The following is a 25,402-nucleotide window of genomic DNA, read 5'->3' as shown; positions in this document are numbered from 1 at the left end:
AGCTGATTGTCACGAGGAGGCGATGTGCAGACCCCGGCCGCGAGCGCGCGCAGTGAATCGTTGCCCGACTTCTCCGGGCTCGATCTGGCGGAGCTGCGGGACCGGAGTGATCACCCGGTGCTCGGGGCGGTGATCGAAGGGCTCCTGGAGCGGCCGCGCGCGGCGGACCGGACCGTGGCCATGTTCGACGACGGCCCGACGGTGGCCATGTACGACGACACGTCCGACTACGCATAACCCACGCGACGGGGGGAGTGGCGTGAGTCTCGACAGCACGGCGCCGGGGGCATCGAGTTCTCTCGCCAGCTGGCCGCTGCGTGACCTGGACGTGCCGGGTCTGCGCCGGTCAGGTGTGCGGCCTGTGCCGTTCCGGCAGTTCGTGCTCAAAGTGCACAGCCGCTGCAACCTCGCCTGCTCGTACTGCTACATCTACGAGGGCGCGGACAGCACGTGGCGGGAGCGCCCTACGCGGGTCGCCGACGTCACGATGCGGCACACTGCCGCCAGGGTCGCCGAGCACGTCCGCACCCACCGGCTCACCTCCGTACGCATCGACCTGCACGGTGGGGAACCGCTGCTCGGAGGCACGGCCCCCCTGCTGCGCTACGTCGCCCTGGTACGGGAATCGGTGCCGGCCGACTGCGCCGTCGACTTCGGCCTGCAGACCAACGGCACTTTGCTGACACCGGGCGCCGTGGCCGAGCTCGCCGCCGCGGGCGTCCGGATCGGGCTGAGCCTCGACGGCGGAAGTCCCCGGCACAACCTGCAGCGTGCCGATCACGCGGGCCGCCCGGCCTGGCCGGCCGTGGCCCGGGCGGCCAGCCTGTTGAGCCGTCACCCCGACACGTATGCGGGCATCCTGTGCACCATTGACCTTGTCAACGACCCGACGGAAGTCGCGAGTTCGCTGTTCGCGCTACGTCCGCCCGCCCTCGACCTGCTGCTCCCGCACGCCAATTGGAGCACCCCGCCGCCCGGTATCGCCCCCGCCGACCCCACAGCCGTGCGACTGCCGCACGATCGCCCCACCCCGTATGGGGACTGGCTCGCCGAGGCCTTCGACCTGTGGTGGACGCGGCGCGGTGAGCCGCCGGTACGGATCCGGCTGTTCTCCGAGATCATCACGCTGTTGCTCGGCCGTCCCAGCGTCACCGAGGCCGTCGGACTCTCCCCGGTCGCCACGGTCGTCGTCGACACCGATGGCGCCATCGAGCAGGTCGACTCGCTGAAGACCGCATACGAGGGCGCCCCCGCCACCGGGCTCGACGTGCGCCGCAACAGCTTCGACCAAGCGCTCGAGCACCCCGGCATCGCCGCCCGCCATCTGGGCCGTGATGCCCTGGGGGCCGGCTGCCGGGCCTGCCCCCTGACAGCGGTCTGTGGCGGAGGCAACTACGCCCACCGCTACAGCGCGCACAGCGGCTTCCGGCACCCCACGGTGTACTGCGCCGACATGGCCCGACTGATACGCCACATAGCGGGCCGGGTGCGTGCCGAGATGGGCACCTCGACCTAGCCTTCCCGGCTGAATTTACCGGTCGCCCGACGCTTCGTCAGGTCTCCCGACCGACCATGAACTACCGTGCCACAAACTGACGTTCCTTCTCGTTCACACCGCTTACAGGACAGCTCGTACGACCTCGTAGGACAGGGAGACGGTCGCATGGCCGAGCACATCACCATCAGTCACGCGGGCTCCAGCCGTCCCTGGGCGGCATGGATCTCGCACCAGCTGGAGCAGCAGGGGATCAGCACCTCGATGCTGCGCTGGGACCCGGCGGTGGAGACCTCCCTCGTCGAGGCCCTGACCGGCCTTCTCGATGCACCCGGTCGCGTACTGCTGGTCCTCGACGACTGGTACTTCGGTCTCGGTCCACGGCCGATGTCGGAGTGGGCGGACGCCCTGCGCGAGGTTGTCCCGGCCCGCTCCGAGCGATTCGCCGCGGTCAACGTCGCCTCGGGTGCGTTGCCCGCCACCGCGGCCGCTCTCGTCCCGGTCGACCTGCTCGGTCTGGACGCGCGGGAGGCCCGGCGCCGGCTGCTGCGCAGGCTCGGAGTGGAGCGGTCGCGCCACGTCGATGACGAAAACGGTGGCCCCCGCTTCCCCAACGATGACCAGGCGCAGTGGAACGTGCCGCCGCGCAACGAGCGGTTCACCGGTCGTGACGCGCTTTTGGAGAAGATCCATTCCGTCTTCGCGGACAGCGGCGAGGGCGAGCGTTGCGTGCTGCGCGGCATCTCCGGTGTCGGCAAGACCCAGATCGCCCGCGAGTACGCGTACCGCTTCCGCAACGAGTACGACATCGTCTGGCAGGTCAACTCCGGTTACCCGGGTACCGCGCGCGAGCAGCTCGCCGAACTCGCGATCCGGCTCGATCTGCCCGCGGGCCGCGAGACCGGTGACCGCATCCGCGCCGTCCAGGGCACGCTGCGCGGTGGCCGCCCCTACCGGAACTGGCTGCTGATCTTCGACGGCGCCGACAGCGTCGAGGGCATCGAGGCCCTGCTGCCCGACGGGCCCGGCCACGTACTGATCACGACCCTCACCCGGGACTGGGCCGCTTTCAGCCGGACCCAGGAGATCGAGGTCCAGCCCTTCACCCGGCGCGAGAGCGTCGCCTTCGTCTCCCGCCGTGCGCCCCGGCTCACCCCCGTCCAGGCGGACGCGCTCGCCGCGGCCGTGCAGGACCTGCCGCTCCTGGTGAACCAGACCGCCGCCTGGCTCGCCATCAACGAGACCATGCCCGTCGAGACGTACATCGAGCGCATCCGCAGCGGCCGGCCCAACGAGTTCGGGCTGAGCATCATCGACGACGACTACAAGAAGAGCGTCTGGACGAGCTGGTCGCTCACGCAGAACATGCTGCGCGAACGGCATCCGGACGCCGCCGAACTCCTCAAGGTCTTCGGCTTCTTCTCACCCGACGCGATCCCCGTCGGCCTCATCCAGTCCGCCCGCCCCGGCGACCTGCCGGCGCACCTGGAGGCACTCACCGCCGATCCGATCGGCTGGCACACCAACCTGCGCCGTCTCAACGAGGCGACCGCGGTGATGCGCATGGACTACCCGGCCGCGGACACCGCTCTCGACCAAGGCGTCGAGAGCGTGCAGATGCACCACCTCTACCACAGCTATCTGCGCTCGGGCATGCCCGAGGCCGAGCGCGAGGCCGCCGCCGCCGCGGCCTGCCGAGTCCTGGTCAGCGGCTCTCCCCGCAACCCCAACGACACACGGTTGTGGGCCCGCTACGCCCAGCTCATTCCGCATCTCGACTACGCCGGGGTGTTCGACAGCGCCGACCCGGACGTGCAGGGGCTCGTCCTCGACTGCATCGAATACCTGCGTGTACGCGGTGAGCAGTCGGCCGGACTCGAACTGATCCAGAAGGTGCTGCCGCGCTGGCAGCAGCGCCTCGAACCGACCGACCGCAACCTGCTCCGGCTCGACTACTACCACGCGATCATGCTGCGCCGGGTCGGCCGCTACCGCGAGGCAGAGGCCGCCGGCCGCAACTCCGTGGCCCTGCTGCAGGTGCACGCCCCGGACAGCAACGATCTCCTGCTGGCCAAGCAGGGCCTGGGCGGATCCCTGTTGGCCCTCGCGGTCTACGACGAGGCCAGGGACCTTTTCAAGGAGGTGTGGGAGGCGTACCGCGGCCTGCTGGGCGAGCAGCACCCACGCACCCTGGGCGGCCACCACAACTACGCCGCCGCACTGGCCCAGTTGGGCCACTACGAACAGTCCCTGGCCATCGAACTCGACGTGCTGCAGGCCCGTGAACGCGTCCTCAAGCTCCGCCATCCCGTGACCCTGGAGAGCGGGACCGCTTGCGCCACCCGGCTGCGCTCGCTCGGCCGCTACGCGGAGGCGCTGTCGCGCCAGGAGCAGAACGTGCGGGTCCAGCGCCAGATCATGGACCTCTACCACCCGCAGACCCTGCGTGCCGAGCACAGTCTCGCGCTGTGCCTGCGCCGTTCCGGCGAGTACCAGCAGGCCGAATCCCTGATGCGTACGGTGCTCACCCGGTCCGAGCAGGTCCACGGCCCCGGTCACCCCGACACCCTCGCGGTGCTCGCCGACTACGCGACCCTGCAGCGCTCCCACGGAGACACCGGCCGGGCGAAGGAGCTGGCTGCGAGCGCCGCGGCCGGGTACGCGTCGCTGCTCGGCGACGGGCACCCCTTTTCCGCCGGAGTCCTCGGCAACCTCGCCCTGGCGGAGGCCGAGTTCGGTGACCGTGACGAGTCGCTGCACATGTCGGAGCGGGCTCTGTCCCGGATGAGTGCGGCGGTGGGCGCTCGGCACCCCTGGACCCTCGGCTGCTCCCTCAACACCTCGGGCGCCCGGGCCCTGGCGGGCGACGTGGAGGGCGCGGCGGAGCTCAGTCTCGCCACCGCCGAGGCGGCCGCGGACGTGCTCGGCGCGCTCCACCCTCTGACGCTCTCCGCGGGGGCCGCGTACGCCACGGATCTGCGTCTGCTGCGCCGCGGCAAGGAAGCGGGCGAGAAGGAGCAGGAAGTCATCCGCGGCCTGGCCGAGACCCTCGGCGACCAGCACCCGCACACGGTCGGCATCCGCCGCCGCTTCCGCCCCTACTGGGACTTCGAGCCGCAGCCGGTGTAGTCACGCGGGCAGAGACACGGAAGGGCCCGGCATCCCGAGGGGGTGCCGGGCCCAACTTCCGTACCGCTAAGGCGAATTACGCCTCGAACACCTCACGCACCAGCTGTTCCTGCTCCGCCTGGTGCCGCTTGGCGGAGCCGACCGCCGGGGAGGAGCCGTGCGGGCGCGAGATGCGCCGCAGGCGCTCCGCGCCGGGGATGTCGGCGCCGACCGCGAGGTCCAGATGGTCGATCAGGTTGAGCGCGATGAACGGCCAGGCACCCTGGTTCGCCGGCTCCTCCTGTGCCCACAGGTACTTCTCGGCGTTCGGGTACTTGGCGATCTCGGCCTGGAGCTCGGTACCCGGCAGCGGGTACAGGCGCTCGACGCGGATGATCGCGGTGTCGGTGACGCCGCTCTTCTTCCGCTCGGCCTCGAGGTCGTAGTACAGCTTGCCCGCGACGAAGACGACCTTGCGGACCGCCTTGGCGTCCACCGAGTCGTCGCCGATGACGGGACGGAAGCCGCCCGTCGTGAACTCCTCCACCTTCGACGCGGCGGCCTTGAGGCGCAGCATCGACTTCGGGGTGAAGACCACCAGCGGCTTGTGGTGCGGGTTGTGCACCTGCCACCGCAGGAGGTGGAAGTAGTTCGACGGGAGGGTGGGCATGGCCACCGTCATGTTGTTCTGTGCGCAGAGCTGGAGGAACCGCTCGATGCGGGCGGAGGAGTGGTCCGGGCCCTGGCCCTCGTAGCCGTGCGGGAGGAGCAGGGTGACGCCGGACGTCTGGCCCCACTTCTGCTCGGCGGCCGAGATGTACTCGTCGACGACCGTCTGCGCGCCGTTGACGAAGTCGCCGAACTGCGCTTCCCAGAGCACGAGCGACTCGGGACGCGCCAGCGAGTAGCCGTACTCGAAGCCCATGACCGCGTACTCGGAGAGCAGCGAGTCGTAGACGTTGTAGCGGGCCTGCTCGGGCGAGAGGTAGAGCAGCGGGGTGTAGTCCTCGCCGGTCTCCCGGTCGATGAGGACCGCGTGGCGCTGGCCGAAGGTGCCGCGGCGCGAGTCCTGGCCGGAGAGGCGGACCGGGGTGCCCTCCAGGAGGAGGGAGCCGACGGCGAGCGTCTCGCCCATGCCCCAGTCGATGGTCCCGTCCTCGATCATCGCGGCGCGGCGCTGCAGCTGCGGCAGCAGGCGCGGGTGCACCGTGACGTTGTCGGGGATGTTGACCTGGGACTCGGCGATCCGCTTGACGGTCTCCTGGGTGATCGCCGTCTGCACGGCCACCGGGAACTCGGCCTGCGGGTCCGGGAGCTGGGCCTCGGCCGGGGCCGAGACGGCTTCGCGGACCTCGGTGAAGACCTTCTCCAGCTGGCCCTGGAAGTCCTGCAGCGCCTGCTCGGCCTCTTCCAGGGTGATGTCGCCGCGACCGATGAGGGACTCGGTGTAGAGCTTGCGCACCGAGCGCTTCTTGTCGATCAGGTCGTACATCAGCGGCTGTGTGAACGCCGGGTTGTCCGACTCGTTGTGACCGCGGCGGCGGTAGCAGATGAGGTCGATGACGACGTCCTTGTTGAACGCCTGGCGGAACTCGAAGGCCAGGCGGGCAACGCGGACGACGGCCTCGGGGTCGTCGCCGTTCACGTGGAAGATCGGCGCCTCGATCATGCGGGCCACGTCGGTGGCGTACATGGAGGAGCGCGAGGACTCCGGGGCGGCGGTGAAGCCGACCTGGTTGTTGATGACGATGTGGACCGTGCCGCCCGTGCGGTAGCCGCGCAGCTGCGACATGTTGAGCGTCTCGGCGACCACTCCCTGGCCCGCGAAGGCCGCGTCGCCGTGCAGGGCGACGGGCAGGACCGTGAAGTCCGTGCCGCCCTTGTTGATGATGTCCTGCTTGGCGCGGACGATGCCCTCGATGACCGGGTCGACCGTCTCCAGGTGGGACGGGTTGGCGGCCAGCGAGACGTTGATCTGCTCGCCGTCCAGGCCGGTGAAGGTGCCCTGGGCGCCCAGGTGGTACTTCACGTCGCCGGAGCCGTGCATCGACTTCGGGTCGAGGTTGCCCTCGAACTCGCGGAAGATCTGCGCGTACGACTTGCCGACGATGTTGGCCAGCACGTTCAGGCGGCCACGGTGGGCCATGCCGATGACGACCTCGTCGAGGCGGGCCTCGGCGGCGGAGTCGATGACCGCGTCGAGCAGCGGGATGACGGACTCGCCGCCCTCCAGGGAGAAGCGCTTCTGGCCGACGTACTTCGTCTGCAGGAAGGTCTCGAACGCCTCGGCCGAGTTCAGGCGGCGCAGGATGCGCAGCTGCTCCTCGCGCTCCGGCTTGGAGTGCGAGCGCTCGATGCGGTCCTGGATCCACTTGCGCTGCTTGGGGTCCTGGATGTGCATGAACTCGACGCCGGTGGTGCGGCAGTACGAGTCGCGCAGCACACCGAGGATGTCGCGCAGCTTCATCATCGACTTGCCGGCGAAGCCGCCGACGGCGAACTCGCGCTCCAGGTCCCAGAGGGTGAGGCCGTGCTCGGTGATGTCCAGGTCGGGGTGCTTGCGCTGCTTGTACTCCAGCGGGTCGGTGTCGGCCATGACGTGGCCGCGGACCCGGTAGGAGTGGATCAGCTCGAAGACCCGCGCGGCCTTGGTGACGTCGTCGTCGTGCGAGGCGTCGATGTCCTTGAGCCAGCGGACCGGCTCGTAGGGGATGCGCAGGGCCTTGAAGATCTCGTCGTAGAACTCGCCCTCACCGAGGAGGAGGTTGGCGACGATGCGCAGGAACTCGCCGGAGGCGGCGCCCTGGATGACCCGGTGGTCGTAGGTCGACGTGAGCGTCATGACCTTCGAGATGCCGAGCTTGTTCAGCGTGTCCTGGGAGGTGCCCTGGAACTCCGCCGGGTAGTCCATCGAGCCGACGCCCATGATGACCGACTGGCCGGGCATCAGGCGCGGGACCGAGTGGACGGTGCCGAGGCCGCCGGGGTTGGTCAGCGAGACCGTGACACCGGTGAAGTCGTCCATGCCGAGCTTGCCGTCGCGGGCCCGGCGGACGATGTCCTCGTAGGCCTGCCAGAACTCGAAGAAGTTCAGCGTCTCGGCCTTCTTGATGCCCGCGACGACCAGCTGACGGTCGCCGTTGGGCTTCACCAGGTCGATGGCGAGGCCGAAGTTGATGTGCTCCGGCTTGACCAGCGTCGGCTTGCCGTCCTTCTGCACGAAGGAGTGGTTCATCGACGGCATGGCCTTGATGGCCTGCACCATGGCGTACCCGATGAGGTGCGTGAAGGAGATCTTCCCGCCGCGGGCGCGCTTGAGGTGGTTGTTGATGACGATGCGGTTGTCGAACAGCAGCTTCACCGGGACCGCACGCACGGACGTGGCCGTGGGGACCTCGACGGAGGCGTTCATGTTCTTCGCGACGGCGGCGGCGGGACCGCGCAGCGTCACGAACTCGGGGCCGGCGGGGGCCTCGGTCGTCACTGGTTCAGCCTTCTTCGGAGCGGGGGTGGCGGGGGCGGGCTTCGCGGCGGCAGGCGCCGACTGCGCAGGCTGCGCGGGCGCCGGTGCGGGAGCCGCGGCAGCGGGCTTGGCCGGGGCCGGCGCGGGGGCGGCCGGTGCCTGCGCGGCGGGGGCCGGCTGGGCCGGGGCCGCGGGCTTCTGGGCCGGCGCCGCGGTCGGCGCAGCCCCCGCGGCTGCGGCACCTGGCTTGTAGTCGGCGAAGAAGTCCCACCAGGCTCGGTCAACCGAATTCGGGTCCTGGAGGTACTGCTGATAGATCTCGTCGACGAGCCACTCGTTGGGACCGAAGGCGGCGGCAGGGTTTTTCCCCTGCCCGGCTTGGTCGGTCTCGGTCGAGATACTCGAGTTACTGGGGGACTGTGGCGACACGGCGGTAACCGCCCTCTTCCGCTTCTCACAAGGTGATGGACAGCGGGAATAAAGGCTACGCCTCCATCAGCGGCACGTGCAGACCGGGCCGGTGATCCGTCGCGTAAGTCACACTGGAAGGCAAGTTTCGGGACGGGAATTGGCGGGAAACAACCGGGGTTTCGGTACGTTCGGACACGCGCCCGGCGTCTTCGGGTACGCCCGGGCACGGCTTGACCTCCGCCTGACCGAAACCCTACGTCAACTTTGCGTTCGCGGCTCTCCCGGAAGAGTGACCTTGATGCGGCAGCCGCGGTCGGATTCGGCCACGCCTATCCGGCCACCGTGCAGGTCGACGGCCCAGCGCGCGATGGCGAGGCCGAGGCCCGTACCGCCGTCGCCCTTGCCGTTGGCCGTGTGTCCCGCGTCGCCCCGGTTGAAACGCTCGAACACCCGGTGCCACTCCGACTGCGGGATGCCGGGGCCCTCGTCGAGCACCTCCAGCTCCAGGGACTCGGGGTAGGGGCCGCGTCGTGCCTGCACGGTCACGCGGCCGTGCGGCGGCGAGTGCTTCACCGCGTTGTCGATGAGATTCGCCACTACCTGGTGGATGCGCTCCGGGTCGGCGTGCGCCGTCAGCTCCGGCGGGGAGACGTCGAGGTGGAGATGGACGTCGGTACGCGTATGGGTGCCGGAGCCGGAGGCGATGCCCGCGCGCTGGGACACCGCCATGTTCGCTTCCTTGAGCACGCCCGACAGATACGGCCAGACCTCGAAGCGGCGGGCCTTGAGCGGCACCACGCCGTTGTCGAGACGGGACAGGTCGAGGAGGGTCTCGACGAGCCGGCCGAGCCGCTCCGTCTGTTTCAGCGCGGTGCGCATCGTCTCGGGGTCGGCCGACATGACGCCGTCGACCACGTTCTCCAGGACCGCGCGCAGACCGGCGATCGGGGTGCGCAGCTCGTGCGAGACGTTCGCGACCAGCTCTTTGCGCTGCTGGTCCTGGGCCGCCAGCTCGTCGGCCATGCGGTTGATCGTGACCGCGAGGTCGCCGAGTTCGTCACGGCGGTCCGCGCCCCGGACCCGGCGGGTGTAGTCGCCGTTGGAGATGGAGCGGGCCACCGTGCTCATCTCGTCGAGCGGCGCGGTGAGGCTGTGCGCCACGAACTGCGTGATCAGCAGCGTCGCGATGATCGAGAACACGGTGATGAAGCGCAGCTCGGTCGCCGTGTACATCGCCACCATGAGCAGGCCCGTGGTGATGAAGACGGAGACGACGACGAGCGTGCCGAGCTTCGCCTTGATCGAGAAGGGGCGCAGGCCGCCCGTGGCCCAGTGCGGGTTGAGGGGATGCGGCCTGTGGGGGCGGCCGTACGGTGCCCGGTCCCCGGTGCTCATGGGTTGGGCGTCTCCAGCGCGTATCCCACCCCGTGCACGGTGCGGATGCGCTCCGCGCCGATCTTCCGGCGCAGCGCCTTGATGTGGCTGTCGACGGTGCGGGTGCCCGAGGCGTCCGCCCAGTCCCACACCTCGGCGAGCAGCTGCTCGCGGGAGAGGACGGCGCGGGGGGTGTTCGCCAGGCACACCAGGAGGTCGAACTCGGTCGGAGTGAGATGGACGTCCTCGCTCCGGACCCGCACCCGGCGCTGCGCGTGGTCGATCTCCAGTTCGCCGAGGCGGAGGATGCCGCTTCGCGGAGTCGCCGCGGCGAGCGCCGCCCGTTCGACCCTGCGCAGGAGTACGTGCACCCGCGCCGCCAGTTCCCGCATGGAGAACGGCTTGGTCATGTAGTCGTCGGCCCCGACGCCGAGCCCGACGAGCATGTCCGTCTCGTCGTCGCGTGCGGTCAGCATCATGACCGGCACCGGTCGCTGCGCCTGTACGCGACGGCAGACTTCCAGGCCGTCGAATCCGGGCAGCATGATGTCGAGAATCAGCAGGTCGGGCTGCCATGCCTCGGCTGTGTCGACCGCCGCCGGACCGTCCTGTGCGGTTTGCACGAGGAATCCCTCGGCCCGTAGCCGGGCGGCGATGGCGTCCACGATCGTGGGGTCGTCCTCGACGACCAGAACCCGGCGCTGGGCGCCCGGGGTCGCCGTGCTGCCGTTGTGGGAGGTGTGTGTCTGCTCCATCGCCCCGCCCCTGAATGCGCGCCGTCCTGACGCGCTTGACGCTTGAATGATCTGGGTTTCGGACGTCAGCGTACGGGGAGTTACCGCCGGTCGGCTACGCGCCCCGTACTGCGAGGTGCACCACGTCGGGTACGCCTCGGACAACGGGGATCTCTTCGGTGCGGACCGCCCGGAATCCGGCATTCCGCAAGGTTCCTTCGAAATTTGCGGAGGGCTGTGCGGACCAGACGGCCAGGACACCGCCGGGATTCAGACGGGCGTGACACGTGCCAAGTCCGACGGGGGAGTAGAGGCTTTCGTTGTCCTCGGTGACGGTCCAGTCGGGGCCGTTGTCGATGTCGAGGCAGAGGGCGTCGTACGTGACCGACGTTTCGCGCAGGTGGCGGACGAGGTCGGCCTCGAGGATCTCCGTCCGTTCGTCGGCGACGGCCGCGGCGGACAGGGGCCGCAGCTGACCTCTCAAGTGCCAGTCGACGATGGCCGGTTCACGCTCCACGACGGTGATGCGGCCCCAGCGGGGGTCGGCCGCGGCATGGGCCAGGGAGAAGCCGACGCCGAGTCCGCCGATGAGCAGGCTCGGTTCGGCCCGCGCGGTGGGGAGTTCGGCCAGTGCCGCGTCGATGAGCAGCCGTTCGGAGCGCCCGTCGGAGGTGTCCATCAGGAACGTGCCGTTGGCGATGATCTGCAGCAGGTCGCCGTGGCGGCGCAGGACGACTTCGCCGTAGGGGCCGGTGCGGCGGTCGAGGACGGTGGGCGGTTCGGTGAGGAAGCTGTCGGGCATGCGGTCATTGTTCTCGGACCGAGGTCTCGCGCAGGGGATGTTCCGGGACGTGGACGATCCGGAACGGGGACGTTCCGGGAAATATGCGGAGGGACCGGTGCGGTCGATGCCGCGCTCCGTGACCACATGCGGGCATGTGGCTACTGTGCGTGCCCGCCTGCCCGTTGCGGACGCCATCGGCATCTGTGAGGTTGCTGTGATTCGGGTCTCATATGGCGCCTGTCGTGGACAGTGGTGCCTGATGAGGCGAAGTCTGGACCGGGATCTATCGGTGTGGATCCGTTCAAAGGATCTGAAAGGGGTGCCTCACGTGGAACCAGGCGTGACGACCGCCATCGAGATGGCACCCGCTCCCGGGGCACGGCGCCCGCTGAACGGCATTCCGCCGCAGCCCCGGCCCCCGGTCCGCGAGAACGAGCCGTCCCGGCGCCCGCGGCTCCGGCGGCTGCTGCCCACACCGACCGGCACCCCCTTCACCTTCACGTACGCCCTCGTCCTCATCGGCACCTCGCTGTTCATGGAGTTCGCCGACCCGCACACGGTCTCCGCCGCACTCCGTGCATCCAGCACCGATGTAACCCATCTGGCCCAGTCGCCGGTGCTCGTGCTCGGGGCCAGCGCGCTGTGGATCGCGGGCGGCATCACCTCCCCGTTCGGGATCGCGTTCGTCGTCGTGCTGACCGCTCTGGAACGGCGCGCAGGCGGACTGCGCACGGCCGGTGTCTTCCTGCTCGGCCATGTACTGGCGACCCTGGCGACCGAGGTCCCCGTGGGTCTGTCGGTGATGGTCGGCCACCTCCCCGACACCTCGCTGCACCGCCTCGACTACGGCATCAGCTTCGGCGTCGCCGCGAGCGTCGGGGCGCTGGCCGGGCTGCTCACGCGGTGGCCGCGCCGGCTGGTGCTCGGCGGGTTCGCGGCGATGCTCGTCGAGGACCTGATCGCGTTCACCGACCCGATGACGAGCTGGGGACACCTGCTGGCCCTGGCCATAGGTGTGGCGAGCTGGCCGCTGCTCCGGCGCCGTCACCTCCTGCTGTCCGGTCGGTCCGGCGCCCCCGAGCGCTCGTCCCGAAGCGCACGACGCAGTGCCACAACTGCTTGAGGTACTGCGCGACCTCGTCCCTCGTCCCGTACGCCGCCCAGCCCTCCGGTGACCTGACCGCGTCCGCGGCGGCCCGCCCGACGGCGGCCGCGTCCACGCCGCCGTCGCCCGTGAACTCCGCGCGCACACGCGCCGCGACCGCGGGCAGCGCGGGCCCGCGGAAGTCCGCCAGGTCGGCGTCCCGGCCGCCGGGGTGCAGCACGTACCCGCCGTGCCACTCCACGGGCAGCCCGAGGCCGATGAGGAGGCCGCCGGCGCGGGTGCCGCGGAACGACGGGTCGAGGACGAGCGCCTCCGCGTCCCCGGCCAGGTCCACGTCGCCGTGCACCTGCGCCTCCACGTAGAAGTCGAGGGACCGGCCCGCTCGCGCGGGTGCCGTCGGGCGCGGCAGGCCGCGGATCACCGCCACCGGGTCGGCGCCCGCGACGCCGAGCGACTGCCCGCTCTCCTCGGCGTCCGCCACCAGCGCGGCCAGTACGGGGTGGAACGTGTCGGCGGTGCCCACGTCGGCGGGCCCGACATGGCTGTCCCCGAAACAGAAGGTGGCCCGCGCGCTCACCTTCGCCCGCAGCCGCACATGGCAGGACCCGAAGCGGGGTGCGGCCCCGTCCGCGTGACGCATCACGTTCAGCGCGCCGTACTTGGGCCGCTCCACGGCGGCGGCGCCCGTGTACGCCCCGCCGAACAGCCGCTTTTCCCAGCTGTCGCGCAGGCCGCCCGGGTGTGCGCTGCGGCTGCCGTTGGAGAGGCCCGTCTCGTACTGGCCGCGGTACCGGCCGTCGGCGGCGAGCCGCTCGGCGACCGTGGTGCGCCCGTCGGGGAGCAGCCGGTCCGGGTGGAAATTGAGGGTCACGCGCGCGTGGGTGCACAGGTCCCCGATGAGGGCGGCGGCCAGTGCGGGGGTGACGCCGTGCGCCGCGAGCCGGTCGAGTGCGCGGCCTCGGGCCGCGCGTCCCGCCGCGCGCAGGTGCCGCAGGGCGGCTTGCTGGGCGCCGGTCAGCGGGAGCGCGGGGGCGGTCATCGCCGCAGTATCGGGCGGTCCGGGCGTCACCGGCAAAGGAATTCCGGGGCGCTCGCTCAGGCCGCCGTGCCCAGGTGCTTCGCGTTCGTCAGCGGTGCCACGATCCGCCAGCCCACCGCCTCGTACAGGAGGCGTCCCTCGGGGGTGCAGGCGAGGACGGCGCGGGTGGCTCCCTGGGCGCGGGCCGCCTCCTGCAGCGTGCCCATGACCACCCTGCCGAGGCCCTTGCGGCGGTGGAGCCCGGACGTCTCGATCTGGTCGACGACCGCGCTCGCGCCGGTCGGGGCGGTCTGGCCGCGCGCGGCGAACGAGCCGTCCGCGTCGGTGAGCAGCACCCGGGTGACGCCTCCTCGGCTCCAGGTGTGCAGCCGGTAGCCCGCGGGGGCCTGCGGTGCGGCGGCGGGCGTCAGCTCGGTCGCCATCAGGAAGTCGCCCGAGCCGTACGGCTGCCACTCGGGCCCCAGCCACGGCAGCACCCGCTCCGGATCGGCGAAGACCTTGAGGTGGAAGGCGCGGGCGCGTGTCGACTCGGCGACCTTACGGACGTCTTCCTCGCGCACGCCGTCGTTGGTGGCGCCCAGCACATGACGGCCGGGCTGTTCCGGCAGGCCCACGTGGATCGTGTATCCCCAGGGCTCGGCGAGCGGGGAAGTGGCCCCGCGCGACACGACCCAGCCGTCGACCCAGTCCCGTACGAGATCGTCCCCCGCCATGCGCGCACTCCCCAAGCTCGTAATGGTCCTGACCGGCAAGCGCACCTTACGCGGCTCGATTCCGGGGGCGACAGACGTGATCGCTGAGAGCGAACGCGTGGCCGGGAACATTCGGAGGCGCCCATGCATTGAGTCGACATAGCTCAACTTGACTGCCTAAGGGGAGATCATGGCTTCGACGTCCACATCGCTCACCTTGCCCGTGCTGCCGCTCGACGACGAGGTCGTGCTGCCCGGCATGGTGGTGCCCCTGGACCTGAACGACACCGATGTACGCGCCGCCGTGGAGGCCGCACAGGCCGCCGCCCGTTCCACCGGGGACAGCAAGCCGAAGGTGCTGCTTGTTCCGCGGATCGACGGCACGTACGCGAACACGGGGGTGCTCGGCACCGTCGAGCAGGTGGGACGCCTCGCCGACGGCGACCCCGGCGCGCTGATCCGCGGCCGCGGCCGCGTGCGCATCGGCGCGGGCACCACCGGGCCCGGCGCCGCCCTGTGGGTGGAGGGCCTGACCGTCGAGGAGGAGGTGCCCGAGCCGCTGCCCGGCGCCGTCGCCGAGCTGGTCAAGGAGTACAAGGCCCTCGCCACGAACTGGCTGAAGAAGCGCGGCGCCTGGCAGGTCGTGGACCGCGTCCAGCAGATCGACGAGGTGTCGACCCTCGCCGACAACTCCGGTTACTCGCCGTTCCTCACCACCGATCAGAAGGTCGAACTCCTGGAGACGGCCGACCCGGTCGCCCGCCTCAAGCTCGCCGCCGAGCACCTGCGCGAGCACCTGGCCGAGCAGGACGTGGCCGAGTCGATCGCCAAGGACGTACAAGAAGGCGTCGACAAGCAGCAGCGCGAGTTCCTGCTGCGGCGCCAGCTCGACGCGGTCCGCAAGGAGCTGCGCGAGCTGAACGGAGAGGCCGAGGGCGAGGAGTCCGACGACTACCGCGCCCGCGTCGAGGCCGCCGACCTGCCCGAGAAGGTCCGCGAGGCCGCGCTCAAGGAGGTCGAGAAGCTGGAGCGGTCCAGCGACCAGTCCCCCGAGGGCTCCTGGATCCGCACCTGGCTCGACACCGTCCTCGAACTGCCGTGGACCGAGCGGACCGAGGACGAGTACGACATCAAGGGCGCCCAGCAGATCCTCGACGCCGAGCACGCGGGCCTGGAGGACGTGAAGGAGCGCATCACCGAGTACCTGGCCGTGCGCAAGCGGCGCTCCGAGCGCGGGCTCGGCGTCGTCGGCGGCCGCCGCGGCGGCGCCGTGCTCGCCCTGGTCGGCCCGCCCGGCGTCGGCAAGACGTCGCTCGGCGAGTCCGTGGCCCACGCGATGGGCCGCAAGTTCGTCCGCGTCGCCCTCGGCGGCGTGCGCGACGAGGCGGAGATCCGCGGTCACCGTCGTACGTACGTGGGCGCCCTGCCGGGCCGGATCGTGCGCGCGATCAAGGAGGCCGGGTCGATGAACCCGGTGGTCCTGCTCGACGAGATCGACAAGGTCGGCTCCGACTTCCGCGGCGACCCCGCCGCGGCCCTGCTCGAAGTCCTCGACCCGGCGCAGAACCACACCTTCCGCGACCACTACCTGGAGGTCGAACTCGACCTGTCCGACGTCGTGTTCCTCGCGACGGCGAACGTCCTGGAGGCCATCCCGGAGGCGCTGCTCGACCGTATGGAGCTGGTGCGGCTCGACGGCTACACCGAGGACGAGAAGGTCGTCATCGCCCGCGACCACCTGCTCCCGCGCCAGCTGGAGCGGGCCGGTCTGGAGAAGGACGAGGTCGCCCTCGACGAGAGCGCGCTGCGCAAGCTCGCGGGCGAGTACACCCGGGAAGCCGGTGTCCGGAACCTGGAGCGCTCCGTCGGCCGGCTGCTCCGCAAGGTCGCGGCGCAGCACGAACTGGGCGAGCGGAAGCTGCCGTTCACGGTGACCGACGCCGATCTGCGGGCGCTCATCGGGCGGCCGCACCACGTGCCCGAGTCCGCGCAGGACCCGGCCGAGCGGCGCACGGCGGTGCCGGGTGTCGCGACCGGGCTCGCCGTGACCGGCGCCGGTGGCGACGTGCTCTTCGTGGAGGCGTCCCTCGCCGACCCGGAGACGGGCGCGGCCGGGCTCACCCTCACCGGCCAGCTCGGCGACGTCATGAAGGAGTCGGCGCAGATCGCGCTCTCCTTCCTGCGCTCGCACGGGGCGGAACTGGAGCTGCCCGTCGGCGACTTGAAGGAGCGCGGCGCGCACATCCACTTCCCGGCCGGTGCCGTGCCCAAGGACGGGCCGAGCGCGGGCGTCACCATGACGACCGCCCTCGCCTCGCTGCTCAGCGGGCGCCTGGTCCGTACGGATGTGGCGATGACCGGTGAGGTGTCGCTGACCGGACGCGTGCTGCCCATCGGCGGCGTCAAGCAGAAGCTGCTCGCCGCGCACCGGGCCGGCATCACGACGGTGATCATCCCGAAGCGCAACGAGGCCGACCTGGACGATGTCCCGGCGGAGGTCCTGGCGAAGCTGGACGTGCACCCGGTGACGGATGTCCGCCAGGTGCTCGAACTGGCCCTCGCCCCGGCCACGGCGGGTGTGGAGGTTCCGGTGGCGGCGTGACGGACGCGACCGGTCGTCGGAGGCCCGGGCCCCTCGCGGGACCCGGGCCTCTCGGCAGGTCAGCCGTTGGCGAGCGCCTGCACGCGGTCCAGCGCGCCGTTGAACTTGTTGTGGTCGCCGACCGTCGGGCCGGACGACGTGTACTGCCAGATCGTCTGGACGCCCCAGCCGGCCGGCAGCGCCCCCACGGTGGAGGCGTAACGGGCGATCCACAGCGGGTTGGTGGACCCGAACGCGGCGGAGTTGCCGGTGCAGTCGGTCCACCAGCTCGTCGCCGTGTAGATCACGGCGTCCCGGCCGGTGCGCGCCTTGTACTGGTTCACGAAGTCCCGGATCCACGTCACCATCGCGGCCTGCGTCTTGCCGTAGCACGCGGCGCCGTACGGGTTCCACTCGATGTCGAGCACGCCCGGCAGCGTCCTGCCGTCCTTGGACCAGCCGCCGCCGTGGTCGACGAAGTAGTTGGCCTGGGTGGCACCGTTCGTGGTGTCCGGGGTCGCGAAGTGGTAGGCCCCGCGGATCATGCCCACGTTGTACGAGCCGTTGTACTGCTGCGCGAAGTAGGGGTTCGTGTAGTACGTGCTCTCGGTGGCCTTGGTGTAGGCCCACTTCACGCCGCTGCTCCACAGCGTCGACCAGGCCACGTTGCCCTGGTGGCTGCTGACGTCGACCCCCTCGGTCTGCGTGACCCTGCCGACCGGGCCCTCGCCGGTGTCGCCGTCGTGCTCGGCCACCCCCATGCCCAGGTGGGCCTCGCCCCGGGCGGGGACGTCGGCGGCCTGCGCGGCGCTCGGCAGGGTGAACAGAAGGGAGAGCGCGGCGAGCAGAGCGCCTGCCGCGATGCTCCTGCGCTTGGGGGTTACGGGTCTGTGCACGGGCATTGCATGCCTCCATGAAGGCCTCGTGGGGGACCAGCGCGTCGCTGATCGGGGACCTGTGCCGGGTGTGCGACCTGTCGGCATGTCACTCTGGCGACGCTTCCGACCGTGCTGGTGTGGACATGCCATGTATGACGCTACGCATGTAGACCACGGGGAGGGAAGAGGTCCTGGATGCTGCCGTTGGTCTACTCCTGCGAAATACTGGCGGAGCTGCGGTAATAGCGGTGATTGGCGAAAACTTTCAGAACAGGGAAACCCGGGGAAACTCTGGCCATGGGTGCTGACGTGCACGAAGACGGGAACGGCGAGCGGCGGTCCGCCGAACGCGACGCGAATTCCGCGGTCGCGCCGACTGGTGTGGACCACGAATTCCTGGCTCTGGAACGGGAGTTGACGGTCTTCCTGCGCCGGGCCCGGGCCTCCTCCGGGGAGATGGCCCGCGAGGTCCACCCCGATCTGGAACCGGCCGCGTACGGGCTGCTCGTGCGCCTGGAGGAGTGCGGTGCGCAGCGGGCCACCGAACTCGCCGCGTACATCGGTGTCGGCAAGGCGACGATGAGCCGCCAGCTGCGTGCCCTGGAGGAGCTCGGGTTCGTCGCCCGCGAACCCGACCCGGCCGACGGGCGGGCCTGGCTCATCTCCCTCACCGAGCGCGGCCGTGCCGACTTCAGTCAGGTGCGGGAGGCTCGGCGCATGCGGTATGTGCGCCAGCTGGCCGGGTGGGATCGGCTGGAGGTCGCTGAACTGGCCCGGCTGCTGCATCAGTTGAATGCCGGGGCGGAGTAGGGGGAGCGCACCGCCTCGGGGCTCCGCCCCGTACCCCGCTCCTCGATCGCCGGAGGGGCTTGATTTTCCGGACCCGGATCGTCGGGCGGCGGGGACTGTCCCTACAACTCCGCGTACACGATGCTCGCGTCGTCGTGGGTCTTGCCGCGGCGCAGATACGTACAAACCTGCGCGTCCGACTGCTCCAGCGCGCGGACCCGGGCCACCACCGCCTCCGCGCCCTCCTTTCGTATGAGCGTGAACAGGTCGGTCCAGTCGCCCTCGTGGAACTTCTCCACCCAGCGCGTCGCCCCGTCGGTCAGTGCGGCGAGCGCCCGGACCTCGGCGCGGGGGAGCGTGCCGGTCACGGCGCGGGCCGCCACCGCGGGGTCGGCGGCCGCGGTGAAGAAGCCGCCCTCCTTGTTGCGTACGGTCGCGTCGGCCACCGCGTCCGAGACCAGGGAGGAGCGCGGCACCCGGTCGAGGCGGTCGTCGAGCAGGGCCGTCACCGAGCCGTCCGGTGCTTCCGTGAGCAGCGCCGAGTCGGACAGCACGAGATGTTCGACGTGCTCCGCGTTCCAGCGGGCGAGGACGACGGTTGCCTGCGGAGTGCGCGGGTGAGAAAGGTCACAGGTCGCGCGGTGGGCGTCGGCGGTGCGGGCGATCGCCGCCGCGAGGACGTCACGCAAGGTCATATCCCGGCGTGAAGCGGACAGTTCGGCCAGCGCGCCCCCGAGGCGGGCGGTGAACCAGGGGACGGAGTGCAGGCAGCCGTCGTCGGCGGGCGGTGGCGTGACGCCGTCGAGGACGACCAGTGTTCCGCCTTGCCCGTGGGCCGGAACCGCTACCGAGGCGTAGTCCTCGTTGGGGCGGCCGGGGTCGCCGGGTTCGGTGGTCAGTTCGATGCGCATTCGGCCAGTCTGCACGAGGCCTTCACGGCGCCGGCCGATCCACGCGGGTTGGCCGGTACCGGCAGGTCGGGCGCCTGTTATGGGTGGAATGATCGACTCCGGCGAGGCGTGGCGGGGCATCTTGCCAAAGCCTGTGAAGGACGTCCAACCGGCACGCCGTTGCCGGGTCGCGGCCGTGACAAGGGAACTTGCTCCTCAACTCCCGCTCGATGTTCACTCCTTCGGGTGGCGGGCAAGGTGATGTACGCCCCCTGCTCACCGGCACTGGAATGGTCAGGGGCCATGCCAGAGGGGCCCAATTGTTGACAGACCGTCACTTGGGTCCATGGGTAGGACGAGTCAGGAATGCGAGCACCAGGTGCGGAACACCTCCGGCGGTAGCGAGGCCAGTGGGACGGGTGGGCCGGACGGTGCGGGTGGCTTGGAATCGATGGCGTCGAACGCGGGTGATCCGGTCACGCCCCGGCCGGTCCCTGTCGAAAAAGGTGCTGGTGCGGACGGCGGAAAGGGCACCGTCAAAGGCACCGGAAAAGGCGTAGGAAAAGGCAAGCGGGCCCGGGTGCGGAACCGGCTGATCATCGCTGTCGCCGTGGTCGCCGCCGCCATCGTCGGAGCGGGCGCACCGGCCGTCATGGCCGCCTCGGAACAGGTCGGGGAGTCCCAGGGGCTCGTCGACGACGCGGAGCGCACCCAGCGCGCGCTCGCGCTGTCGCACGCGCTCGCCGACGAGCGCGACGAGGTCAGCGCCTACATCGCCGCGGGACGCCCCAAAGGGCAGGGTCTGAGCGAGGCACGCAGCGCCCGCGTCGACCGGCAGGTGGACGAGCTGCGCGTCGACGCGGCCGGATCGCTGCGGCGCACCGTCGACGACGTCGCCGCGGTACGGCGCGCCGCCCTCACCGGCAAGGAATCCGCCCTGGAGGCGCACACCGCGTACTCCAAGGCCATCACGGAACTGCACCGGCTCGCCGAAGAGTTGGCCGACGCCACGCCGCCCCGCGCGGGCACCGGCGCGCACGCCCTCGCCGACCTCGACCGCGCCGTCGACCAGGCCTCCGCCGCCCGCGGCCTGCTGCTCGCCGTGTACGCCGTGCCGAAGTCCACCACGACCGCCCTCGACCCCGTCACCGGCCTGCCGCGGACCGTCGTGGACGAGGACTCCGCCGACGGCAGGCAGCGCGACAAGCTCAGCGCCGCCGCCCAGCAGGCCCGGGTGCGCGAGCAGTCCGCCCTGGAAGACTTCCGCGACTCCGCCCCGGCCGCGTCCGTGGCGGCGTACGACTCCACCGTCACCGGGCCCGACGTCGCGCAGGCCGACAAGTACCTGACCCGGCTGACCGACGCCCCGACGCTCTCCGACGACGAGCTCGCCTACAGCGCGAAGAGCGTCGACGCCGCGCTGACCGCCCGGATCGACTCGATGCGGGGCGCCGAGGCCGCGCTCGGGGACCAGCGCGTCAAGAGCCTGGAGCGGCTGCGTGACGACGACGTCAGCGGCCTGGAGATCCGGATCGCGCTGCTGGGCGTCTGCCTCCTCGCGGCCGTCGGCGTCGCCATGGGCGCGGCCCGTTCGCTGACCCGGCCGCTCGCCGTGCTCCGCATCGGATCGGCCCGGATCGCCGACGCCCCGGCGACCGAGGAGCCGGTCAAGTTCACCGGGCGCAACGACGAGTTCGCCCAGGTCGTCCGCTCGGTCAACGCGCTGCACGCGCACGCCGTCGCACTCCACGAGCGGCAGTCCACCCTGGAGTCCGACCGCAAGCACCTCATCGGCGAGCGGCAGCGCATGGCCGACGACCGCGACGCCCTGCGCGCCGAACTGGCAACCGCCGGCGAGCAGTTGGCTCGCGTCAAGAACTCCATCCACGGCACGTTCGTGAACCTCGCGCTGCGCACGCTCGGGCTCGTCGAGCGGCAGCTCGGGGTGATCGAGGGTCTCGAGGACCGCGAGCAGGACCCCGAGCGGCTCGCCACCCTCTTCAAGCTGGACCACTTCGCGACCGTCATGCGGCGCCACAGCGAGAACCTGCTGGTCCTCGCCGGCGCCGAGCACGGGCAGCAGCACGCGGGCTCGGTGCCGCTCGTCGACGTCCTGCGCGCCGCCGTCTCGGAGATCGAGCGCTACGAGCGGGTGCGGATCGCCGCGCTGCCGCCGCACGCCCACATCGCCGGGTTCGCCGCCGACGACCTCAGCCACCTCGTGGCCGAACTCCTGGAGAACGCCACGTCGTTCTCCCCGCCGGACGCCGCCGTCGAGGTCTCCGCCTGGCTCCTGGAGAACGGCGACGTCATGCTCTCCATCCAGGACGAGGGCATCGGCATGACCGAGGAGCGGATGCGGGAGCTGAACAACAGGCTCTCCTCCTTCGCCGCCGAGCAGGCCCACGACCCGGAGGACGCCGAAGGGCTCGGGCTCGGCCTGTACGTCGTCGCGCGGCTCGCGGCACGGCACGGGGTGCGGGTACGCCTGAGGGAGCAGAAGCAGGGAGGCATCGCGACCGTCGTCGTGCTGCCCACCGCGCTGCTCGCCGCCGTGCCCGCCGTGGCGGCGCCGCCGCCGGTCCCGGTGCCGGGCGGGGCGCCCGCCGTGCATCTGCCGGGCTCCGAGGCCGAGGCCAACTCCAATGTCCTGGCCGGCCGTTCGACGGACCGGGTGCCCGAGCCGGACCCGCACGCCGCGGACCCGCTCATCGAGGCCGCGGAACAGGCCGTACGCGAGGCCGAGGCCGAGGCCGAGACCGACTTCGCGCTCAAGCCGCCGGCGCCCGCGTCCGCGCCGGAGTCCGAGTCCGAGTCCGAGACCACGATGGAGCTCATCGCCCCGCCGTCGCCCGACGACTCCGAGCCGGACACCCACGAGCGCACCCCGGACGAGAGCCCCGCCGAACCGGCGCCCGCGCGCGACATACCGGAGCCCGCCGCCGAGGTCCCGCCGCAGCGCGAGCCCCAGTGGGAGCGCGTCACCGACAAGGGCCTGCCCAAGCGCACCCCGAAGGTGTCCGCGCCCGCCGCAGCCCCGAAGCCGCGCGCCGGCGCCGTCGACGCGGACGCGCTGCGGCGCAGGCTCGGCGGCTTCCACCGCGGCGCCCAGGAGGGCCGGCGCGACGTGGAGGCGGAACTCGAAGACGGCACGGACAGCACGGACGGTACGGCCGCGACCAGGGCCGCCGGAGCCGAGGAACGTAGTGGAGAAGCCAAGGGGGACACCGCCGAGGAGGCAAGCAGTTGACTGCGCCCACCCCTGCACTCAACAACCCCGCGCTCAGCACCGAAGCACGCAATCTGCACTGGCTGCTGACCAATCTCGTAGAGGAGGTACCAGGGCTCCTCTCCGTCGCTGTCGTCTCGTCCGACGGACTGCTCCTGCTCTCCTCCGACCCCGGGAGGAACACCGAGGCCCCGGCCGACCACAGTGGCGGCCCCAAGGGCTCCAGCGCCGACCTGGCCACCATCGTGTCGGGCATCGGCAGCCTCACCATCGGCGCCGCCAAGCTGATGAACGGCGGCGGCGTCAAGCAGACCGTGGTCGCGATGGAGGAGGGCAGCCTCTTCGTCATGTCCATCAGCGACGGTTCCCTGCTCGGCGTGCACGCCACCCCGGACTGCGACATGAGCGTGGTCGCTTACCACATGGCGCTCTTCGTCGGGCGTGCCGGGCACGTCCTGACGCCCGAACTCCGCAGCGAACTGCGCCAGTCGATGGAGAGCACCCGGTGACCACTCCGAAACTTCCCGTCCGCGGCGGCGAGCGCAAACCCGCCCGCGTCCGCCCCTACTCCCTGACCGGCGGCCGCACCCGCTTCGGGCACGTGCTGCTCGTCGAGACGTTCATCGCGAGCACGGCCGCCATCGAGGGCCCCGACGAGCGTCTGGAAATAGGGAAGGGGACGCTCGCCGGTGTCATGCCGGAAATGCGGGCCATCGTCGAACTGTGCCGCCGCATGCGCACGGTCGCCGAGATCGCCGCGCTCCTCAAGATGCCCCTGGGCGTGGTCCGCGTACTGCTGAGCGACCTCGCCGACCAGGGAAAGATCCGCGTGTACGGAACCGGTCACGGCCCGGGACAGCCGGACCGCGCGCTGCTGGAAAGGGTGCTGAGTGGACTCCGCCGTCTCTGACCTCTTCGCCGGACTCCCGGGCGAAGAGGAGCAGTTGCAGGCCTGGCAGACGGACCGCACCCGGGCCCCGGTCGCCACGAAGATCGTGGTGGCGGGCGGCTTCGGCGTCGGCAAGACGACGCTGGTCGCCGCCGTCTCGGAGATCGAGCCCCTCCAGACGGAGGCGCTGATGACCGAGGCGAGCGAGGGGACCGACGACCTCACCGCGACGCCGGAGAAGACGACCACGACCGTGGCCATGGACTACGGCCGCCTCACGCTCGACGACGATCTGGTCCTCTACCTGTTCGGCACGCCGGGGCAGGACCGTTTCTGGTTCATGTGGGACGACCTGGTGCGCGGCGCGATCGGCGCCGTCGTCCTCGTCGACACCCGCCGGCTGGCGGACTGCTTCCCGGCCCTCGACTACTTCGAGAGCTGCGGACTGCCGTACGTCGTGGCCGTCAACCACTTCGACGGATCGGAAGAGTTCGACGCGGCCGACGTGCGCGAAGCGCTGACGGTGCCGCCGCACGTCCCCGTGGTGGTCATGGACGCGCGCCGCCGGATATCGGCGATCGAGACACTGCTCGCCCTGGTCGGCCACGCTTTGGACGTCACCCCCGAATAACGCCCCGTCCGTACGCCAGTGATCAGCGATCAGCACTAGTTAGAGGCAGCCGTATGTCCCGGAAGATACTCGTCGTCGGAGCCGGCCAGTCCGGTCTCCAGCTGGCCCTGGGACTGCAGTCCCACGGCTACGAGGTCACCCTGATGTCCAACCGCACCGCCGACGAGATCCGCTCCGGCCGGGTCATGTCGACGCAGTGCATGTTCCACACCGCGCTCCAGCACGAGCGCGACCTCCAGCTCAACTTCTGGGAGTCGCAGGCCCCGCGGATCGAGGGCCTCGGCGTCTCCGTCGCCGCCCCCGGCTCCTTCGACCCCGGCCCCTCGCAGCGCGCCATCGACTGGGTCGGCAAGCTCGACGGCTTCGCCCAGTCCGTCGACCAGCGCGTCAAGATGGCGGGCTGGATGGACACGTTCGCGCAGCGCGGCGGCCAGCTCGTCATCCACGGCGCGGCCGTCTCCGACCTGGACTACTTCTCGCGTACGTACGACCTCGTCCTGGTCTCCGCGGGCAAGGGCGAGCTGGTCTCGATGTTCGGCCGAGACGCCTCCCGCTCCCCGTACAGCGAGCCGCAGCGCGCCCTCGCCGTCGCCTACGTGCACGGTCTGGACGTACGCCCCGAGCACCCGGACTTCGACGCGGTCCGGTGCAACCTCGTGCCCGGCGTCGGCGAGCTGTTCGTCATGCCCACGCTGACCACGACCGGCCGCGCGGACATCCTCTTCTGGGAGGGCGTCCCCGGCGGGCCGGTCGACGCGTTCAAGGGCGTCAAGGACCCCTCCGAGCACCTGGCGCTGACCCTGGAGCTGATGGAGAAGTTCGTGCCCTGGGAGTACGCGCGCGCCACGAAGGTCGAGCTGACCGACGCCAACGGCACGCTGGCCGGCCGCTACGCCCCCACGGTCCGCAACCCCGTCGGCCGGCTGCCCGGCGGCGGCGCGGTCCTCGGCGTCGCCGACGTGGTCGTCGCCAACGACCCGATCACCGGGCAGGGCTCCAACTCGGCGTCCAAGTGCGCGGCCGCCTACCTCGCGGCGATCGTCGAGCACGGCGACAAGCCGTTCGACGAGGACTGGATGCAGTCCGCGTTCGACCGGTACTGGGACACGGCCCAGCACGTCACGAAGTGGACGAACGCGATGCTCGGCCCGCCGCCGGAGCACGTCCTCAACCTGATCGGCGCGGGCAGCCGGCTCCAGCCGGTCGCCGACCGCTTCGCGAACGGATTCAACAACCCGGCCGACTTCGAGAACTTCTTCTACGAGCCGGAGAAGACGAACGCCTACCTGGCCTCGGTCGGCTGAGCCCCG

At 70.9% G+C, this 25,402-nt stretch carries 18 protein-coding genes and 1 pseudogene; 11 read left to right on the top strand and 8 right to left on the bottom strand.

Going from position 1 to position 25,402, the window contains the following annotated elements:
- The first annotated feature begins 24 nt into the window (after positions 1-24).
- The 3 genes from AB0J02_RS25115 to fxsT all read left to right on the top strand — a co-directional run bounded on the left by AB0J02_RS25115 (position 25) and on the right by fxsT (position 4,624).
- Complete coding sequence (locus AB0J02_RS25115; protein ID WP_363195999.1) at positions 25-237, top strand: YxD-tail cyclophane-containing RiPP peptide; 213 nt, start codon at positions 25-27, stop codon at positions 235-237.
- Between the two features lie 76 nt (positions 238-313).
- The gene (locus AB0J02_RS25110) at positions 314-1,516 is read left to right on the top strand and encodes an FxsB family cyclophane-forming radical SAM/SPASM peptide maturase (RefSeq protein WP_363196063.1); all 1,203 of its coding nucleotides are present in this window, start codon (positions 314-316) and stop codon (positions 1,514-1,516) included.
- 147 nt (positions 1,517-1,663) lie between these two features.
- Entirely contained in the window at positions 1,664-4,624 is a 2,961-nt protein-coding gene (fxsT, locus tag AB0J02_RS25105; RefSeq protein ID WP_363195998.1) for an FxSxx-COOH system tetratricopeptide repeat protein, read from the top strand.
- Positions 4,625-4,700: 76 nt separating this feature from the next.
- Here fxsT and AB0J02_RS25100 read toward each other — a convergent pair whose 3' ends face one another.
- The 4 genes from AB0J02_RS25100 to AB0J02_RS25085 form a co-directional block, all read right to left on the bottom strand.
- A complete protein-coding gene (locus tag AB0J02_RS25100; protein ID WP_363195997.1) occupies positions 4,701-8,495 on the bottom strand; it encodes a multifunctional oxoglutarate decarboxylase/oxoglutarate dehydrogenase thiamine pyrophosphate-binding subunit/dihydrolipoyllysine-residue succinyltransferase subunit in 3,795 nt (1,264 codons plus the stop codon).
- 240 nt (positions 8,496-8,735) lie between these two features.
- Entirely contained in the window at positions 8,736-9,872 is a 1,137-nt protein-coding gene (locus AB0J02_RS25095; RefSeq protein ID WP_363195996.1) for a HAMP domain-containing sensor histidine kinase, read from the bottom strand.
- Positions 9,869-10,606 carry a response regulator transcription factor gene (locus tag AB0J02_RS25090; RefSeq protein WP_363195995.1) on the bottom strand — a complete coding sequence of 246 codons (738 nt, stop codon included), beginning with the start codon at positions 10,604-10,606 and terminating at the stop codon, positions 9,869-9,871. The genes AB0J02_RS25095 and AB0J02_RS25090 overlap by 4 nt, the downstream gene beginning before the upstream one ends.
- A gap of 94 nt (positions 10,607-10,700) precedes the next feature.
- The gene (locus AB0J02_RS25085) at positions 10,701-11,387 is read right to left on the bottom strand and encodes a spermidine synthase (protein WP_363195994.1); all 687 of its coding nucleotides are present in this window, start codon (positions 11,385-11,387) and stop codon (positions 10,701-10,703) included.
- A 322-nt stretch (positions 11,388-11,709) separates the two neighbouring features.
- On the opposite strand from AB0J02_RS25085, the gene AB0J02_RS25080 reads away from it, so the two are divergent.
- The gene (locus AB0J02_RS25080) at positions 11,710-12,492 is read left to right on the top strand and encodes a rhomboid-like protein (protein WP_363195993.1); all 783 of its coding nucleotides are present in this window, start codon (positions 11,710-11,712) and stop codon (positions 12,490-12,492) included.
- 28 nt (positions 12,493-12,520) lie between these two features.
- Here AB0J02_RS25080 and AB0J02_RS25075 read toward each other — a convergent pair.
- A pseudogene (locus tag AB0J02_RS25075) lies at positions 12,521-13,513 on the bottom strand (DUF3626 domain-containing protein); the annotation flags it as partial.
- Between the two features lie 56 nt (positions 13,514-13,569).
- A complete protein-coding gene (locus tag AB0J02_RS25070) occupies positions 13,570-14,226 on the bottom strand; it encodes a GNAT family N-acetyltransferase (RefSeq protein ID WP_363195992.1) in 657 nt (218 codons plus the stop codon).
- Between the two features lie 169 nt (positions 14,227-14,395).
- Between AB0J02_RS25070 and lon the strand changes: the two genes are divergently transcribed.
- Positions 14,396-16,807, top strand: coding sequence for an endopeptidase La (lon, locus tag AB0J02_RS25065; RefSeq protein WP_363195991.1), 2,412 nt, complete (start codon positions 14,396-14,398; stop codon positions 16,805-16,807).
- Between the two features lie 59 nt (positions 16,808-16,866).
- Here lon and AB0J02_RS25060 read toward each other — a convergent pair whose 3' ends face one another.
- A complete protein-coding gene (locus AB0J02_RS25060) occupies positions 16,867-17,688 on the bottom strand; it encodes a lysozyme (protein WP_363195990.1) in 822 nt (273 codons plus the stop codon).
- 273 nt (positions 17,689-17,961) lie between these two features.
- Here AB0J02_RS25060 and AB0J02_RS25055 point away from each other — a divergent pair, with 273 nt between their 5' ends.
- The gene (locus AB0J02_RS25055; protein ID WP_363195989.1) at positions 17,962-18,474 is read left to right on the top strand and encodes a MarR family transcriptional regulator; all 513 of its coding nucleotides are present in this window, start codon (positions 17,962-17,964) and stop codon (positions 18,472-18,474) included.
- A gap of 101 nt (positions 18,475-18,575) precedes the next feature.
- On the opposite strand, the gene AB0J02_RS25050 is transcribed toward AB0J02_RS25055, so the two are convergent.
- Positions 18,576-19,364, bottom strand: coding sequence for a protein phosphatase 2C domain-containing protein (locus AB0J02_RS25050; protein WP_363195988.1), 789 nt, complete (start codon positions 19,362-19,364; stop codon positions 18,576-18,578).
- A gap of 559 nt (positions 19,365-19,923) precedes the next feature.
- Here AB0J02_RS25050 and AB0J02_RS25045 point away from each other — a divergent pair.
- The 5 genes from AB0J02_RS25045 to AB0J02_RS25025 are packed head-to-tail and all read left to right on the top strand — an operon-like array spanning position 19,924 to position 25,396.
- The gene (locus AB0J02_RS25045) at positions 19,924-22,593 is read left to right on the top strand and encodes a nitrate- and nitrite sensing domain-containing protein (RefSeq protein ID WP_363195987.1); all 2,670 of its coding nucleotides are present in this window, start codon (positions 19,924-19,926) and stop codon (positions 22,591-22,593) included.
- Positions 22,590-23,081: a roadblock/LC7 domain-containing protein gene (locus tag AB0J02_RS25040; protein WP_363195986.1), complete on the top strand. Its 492-nt coding sequence runs from the start codon at positions 22,590-22,592 to the stop codon at positions 23,079-23,081. Before AB0J02_RS25045 ends, AB0J02_RS25040 begins: the two co-directional genes overlap by 4 nt.
- A complete protein-coding gene (locus AB0J02_RS25035; RefSeq protein ID WP_363195985.1) occupies positions 23,078-23,482 on the top strand; it encodes a DUF742 domain-containing protein in 405 nt (134 codons plus the stop codon). The genes AB0J02_RS25040 and AB0J02_RS25035 overlap by 4 nt, the downstream gene beginning before the upstream one ends.
- The gene (locus tag AB0J02_RS25030) at positions 23,463-24,092 is read left to right on the top strand and encodes an ATP/GTP-binding protein (RefSeq protein WP_363195984.1); all 630 of its coding nucleotides are present in this window, start codon (positions 23,463-23,465) and stop codon (positions 24,090-24,092) included. Before AB0J02_RS25035 ends, AB0J02_RS25030 begins: the two co-directional genes overlap by 20 nt.
- A 53-nt stretch (positions 24,093-24,145) precedes the next feature.
- Positions 24,146-25,396, top strand: a complete 1,251-nt coding sequence (locus AB0J02_RS25025; protein WP_363195983.1) for a styrene monooxygenase/indole monooxygenase family protein — start codon at positions 24,146-24,148, stop codon at positions 25,394-25,396.
- The last annotated feature ends 6 nt before the right edge of the window (positions 25,397-25,402 follow it).

Origin of the sequence: Streptomyces sp. NPDC050264 (assembly GCF_040655895.1) — a bacterium.
GTDB lineage: Bacteria > Actinomycetota > Actinomycetes > Streptomycetales > Streptomycetaceae > Streptomyces.
This window is presented reverse-complemented; position numbering and strand designations above follow the sequence as displayed.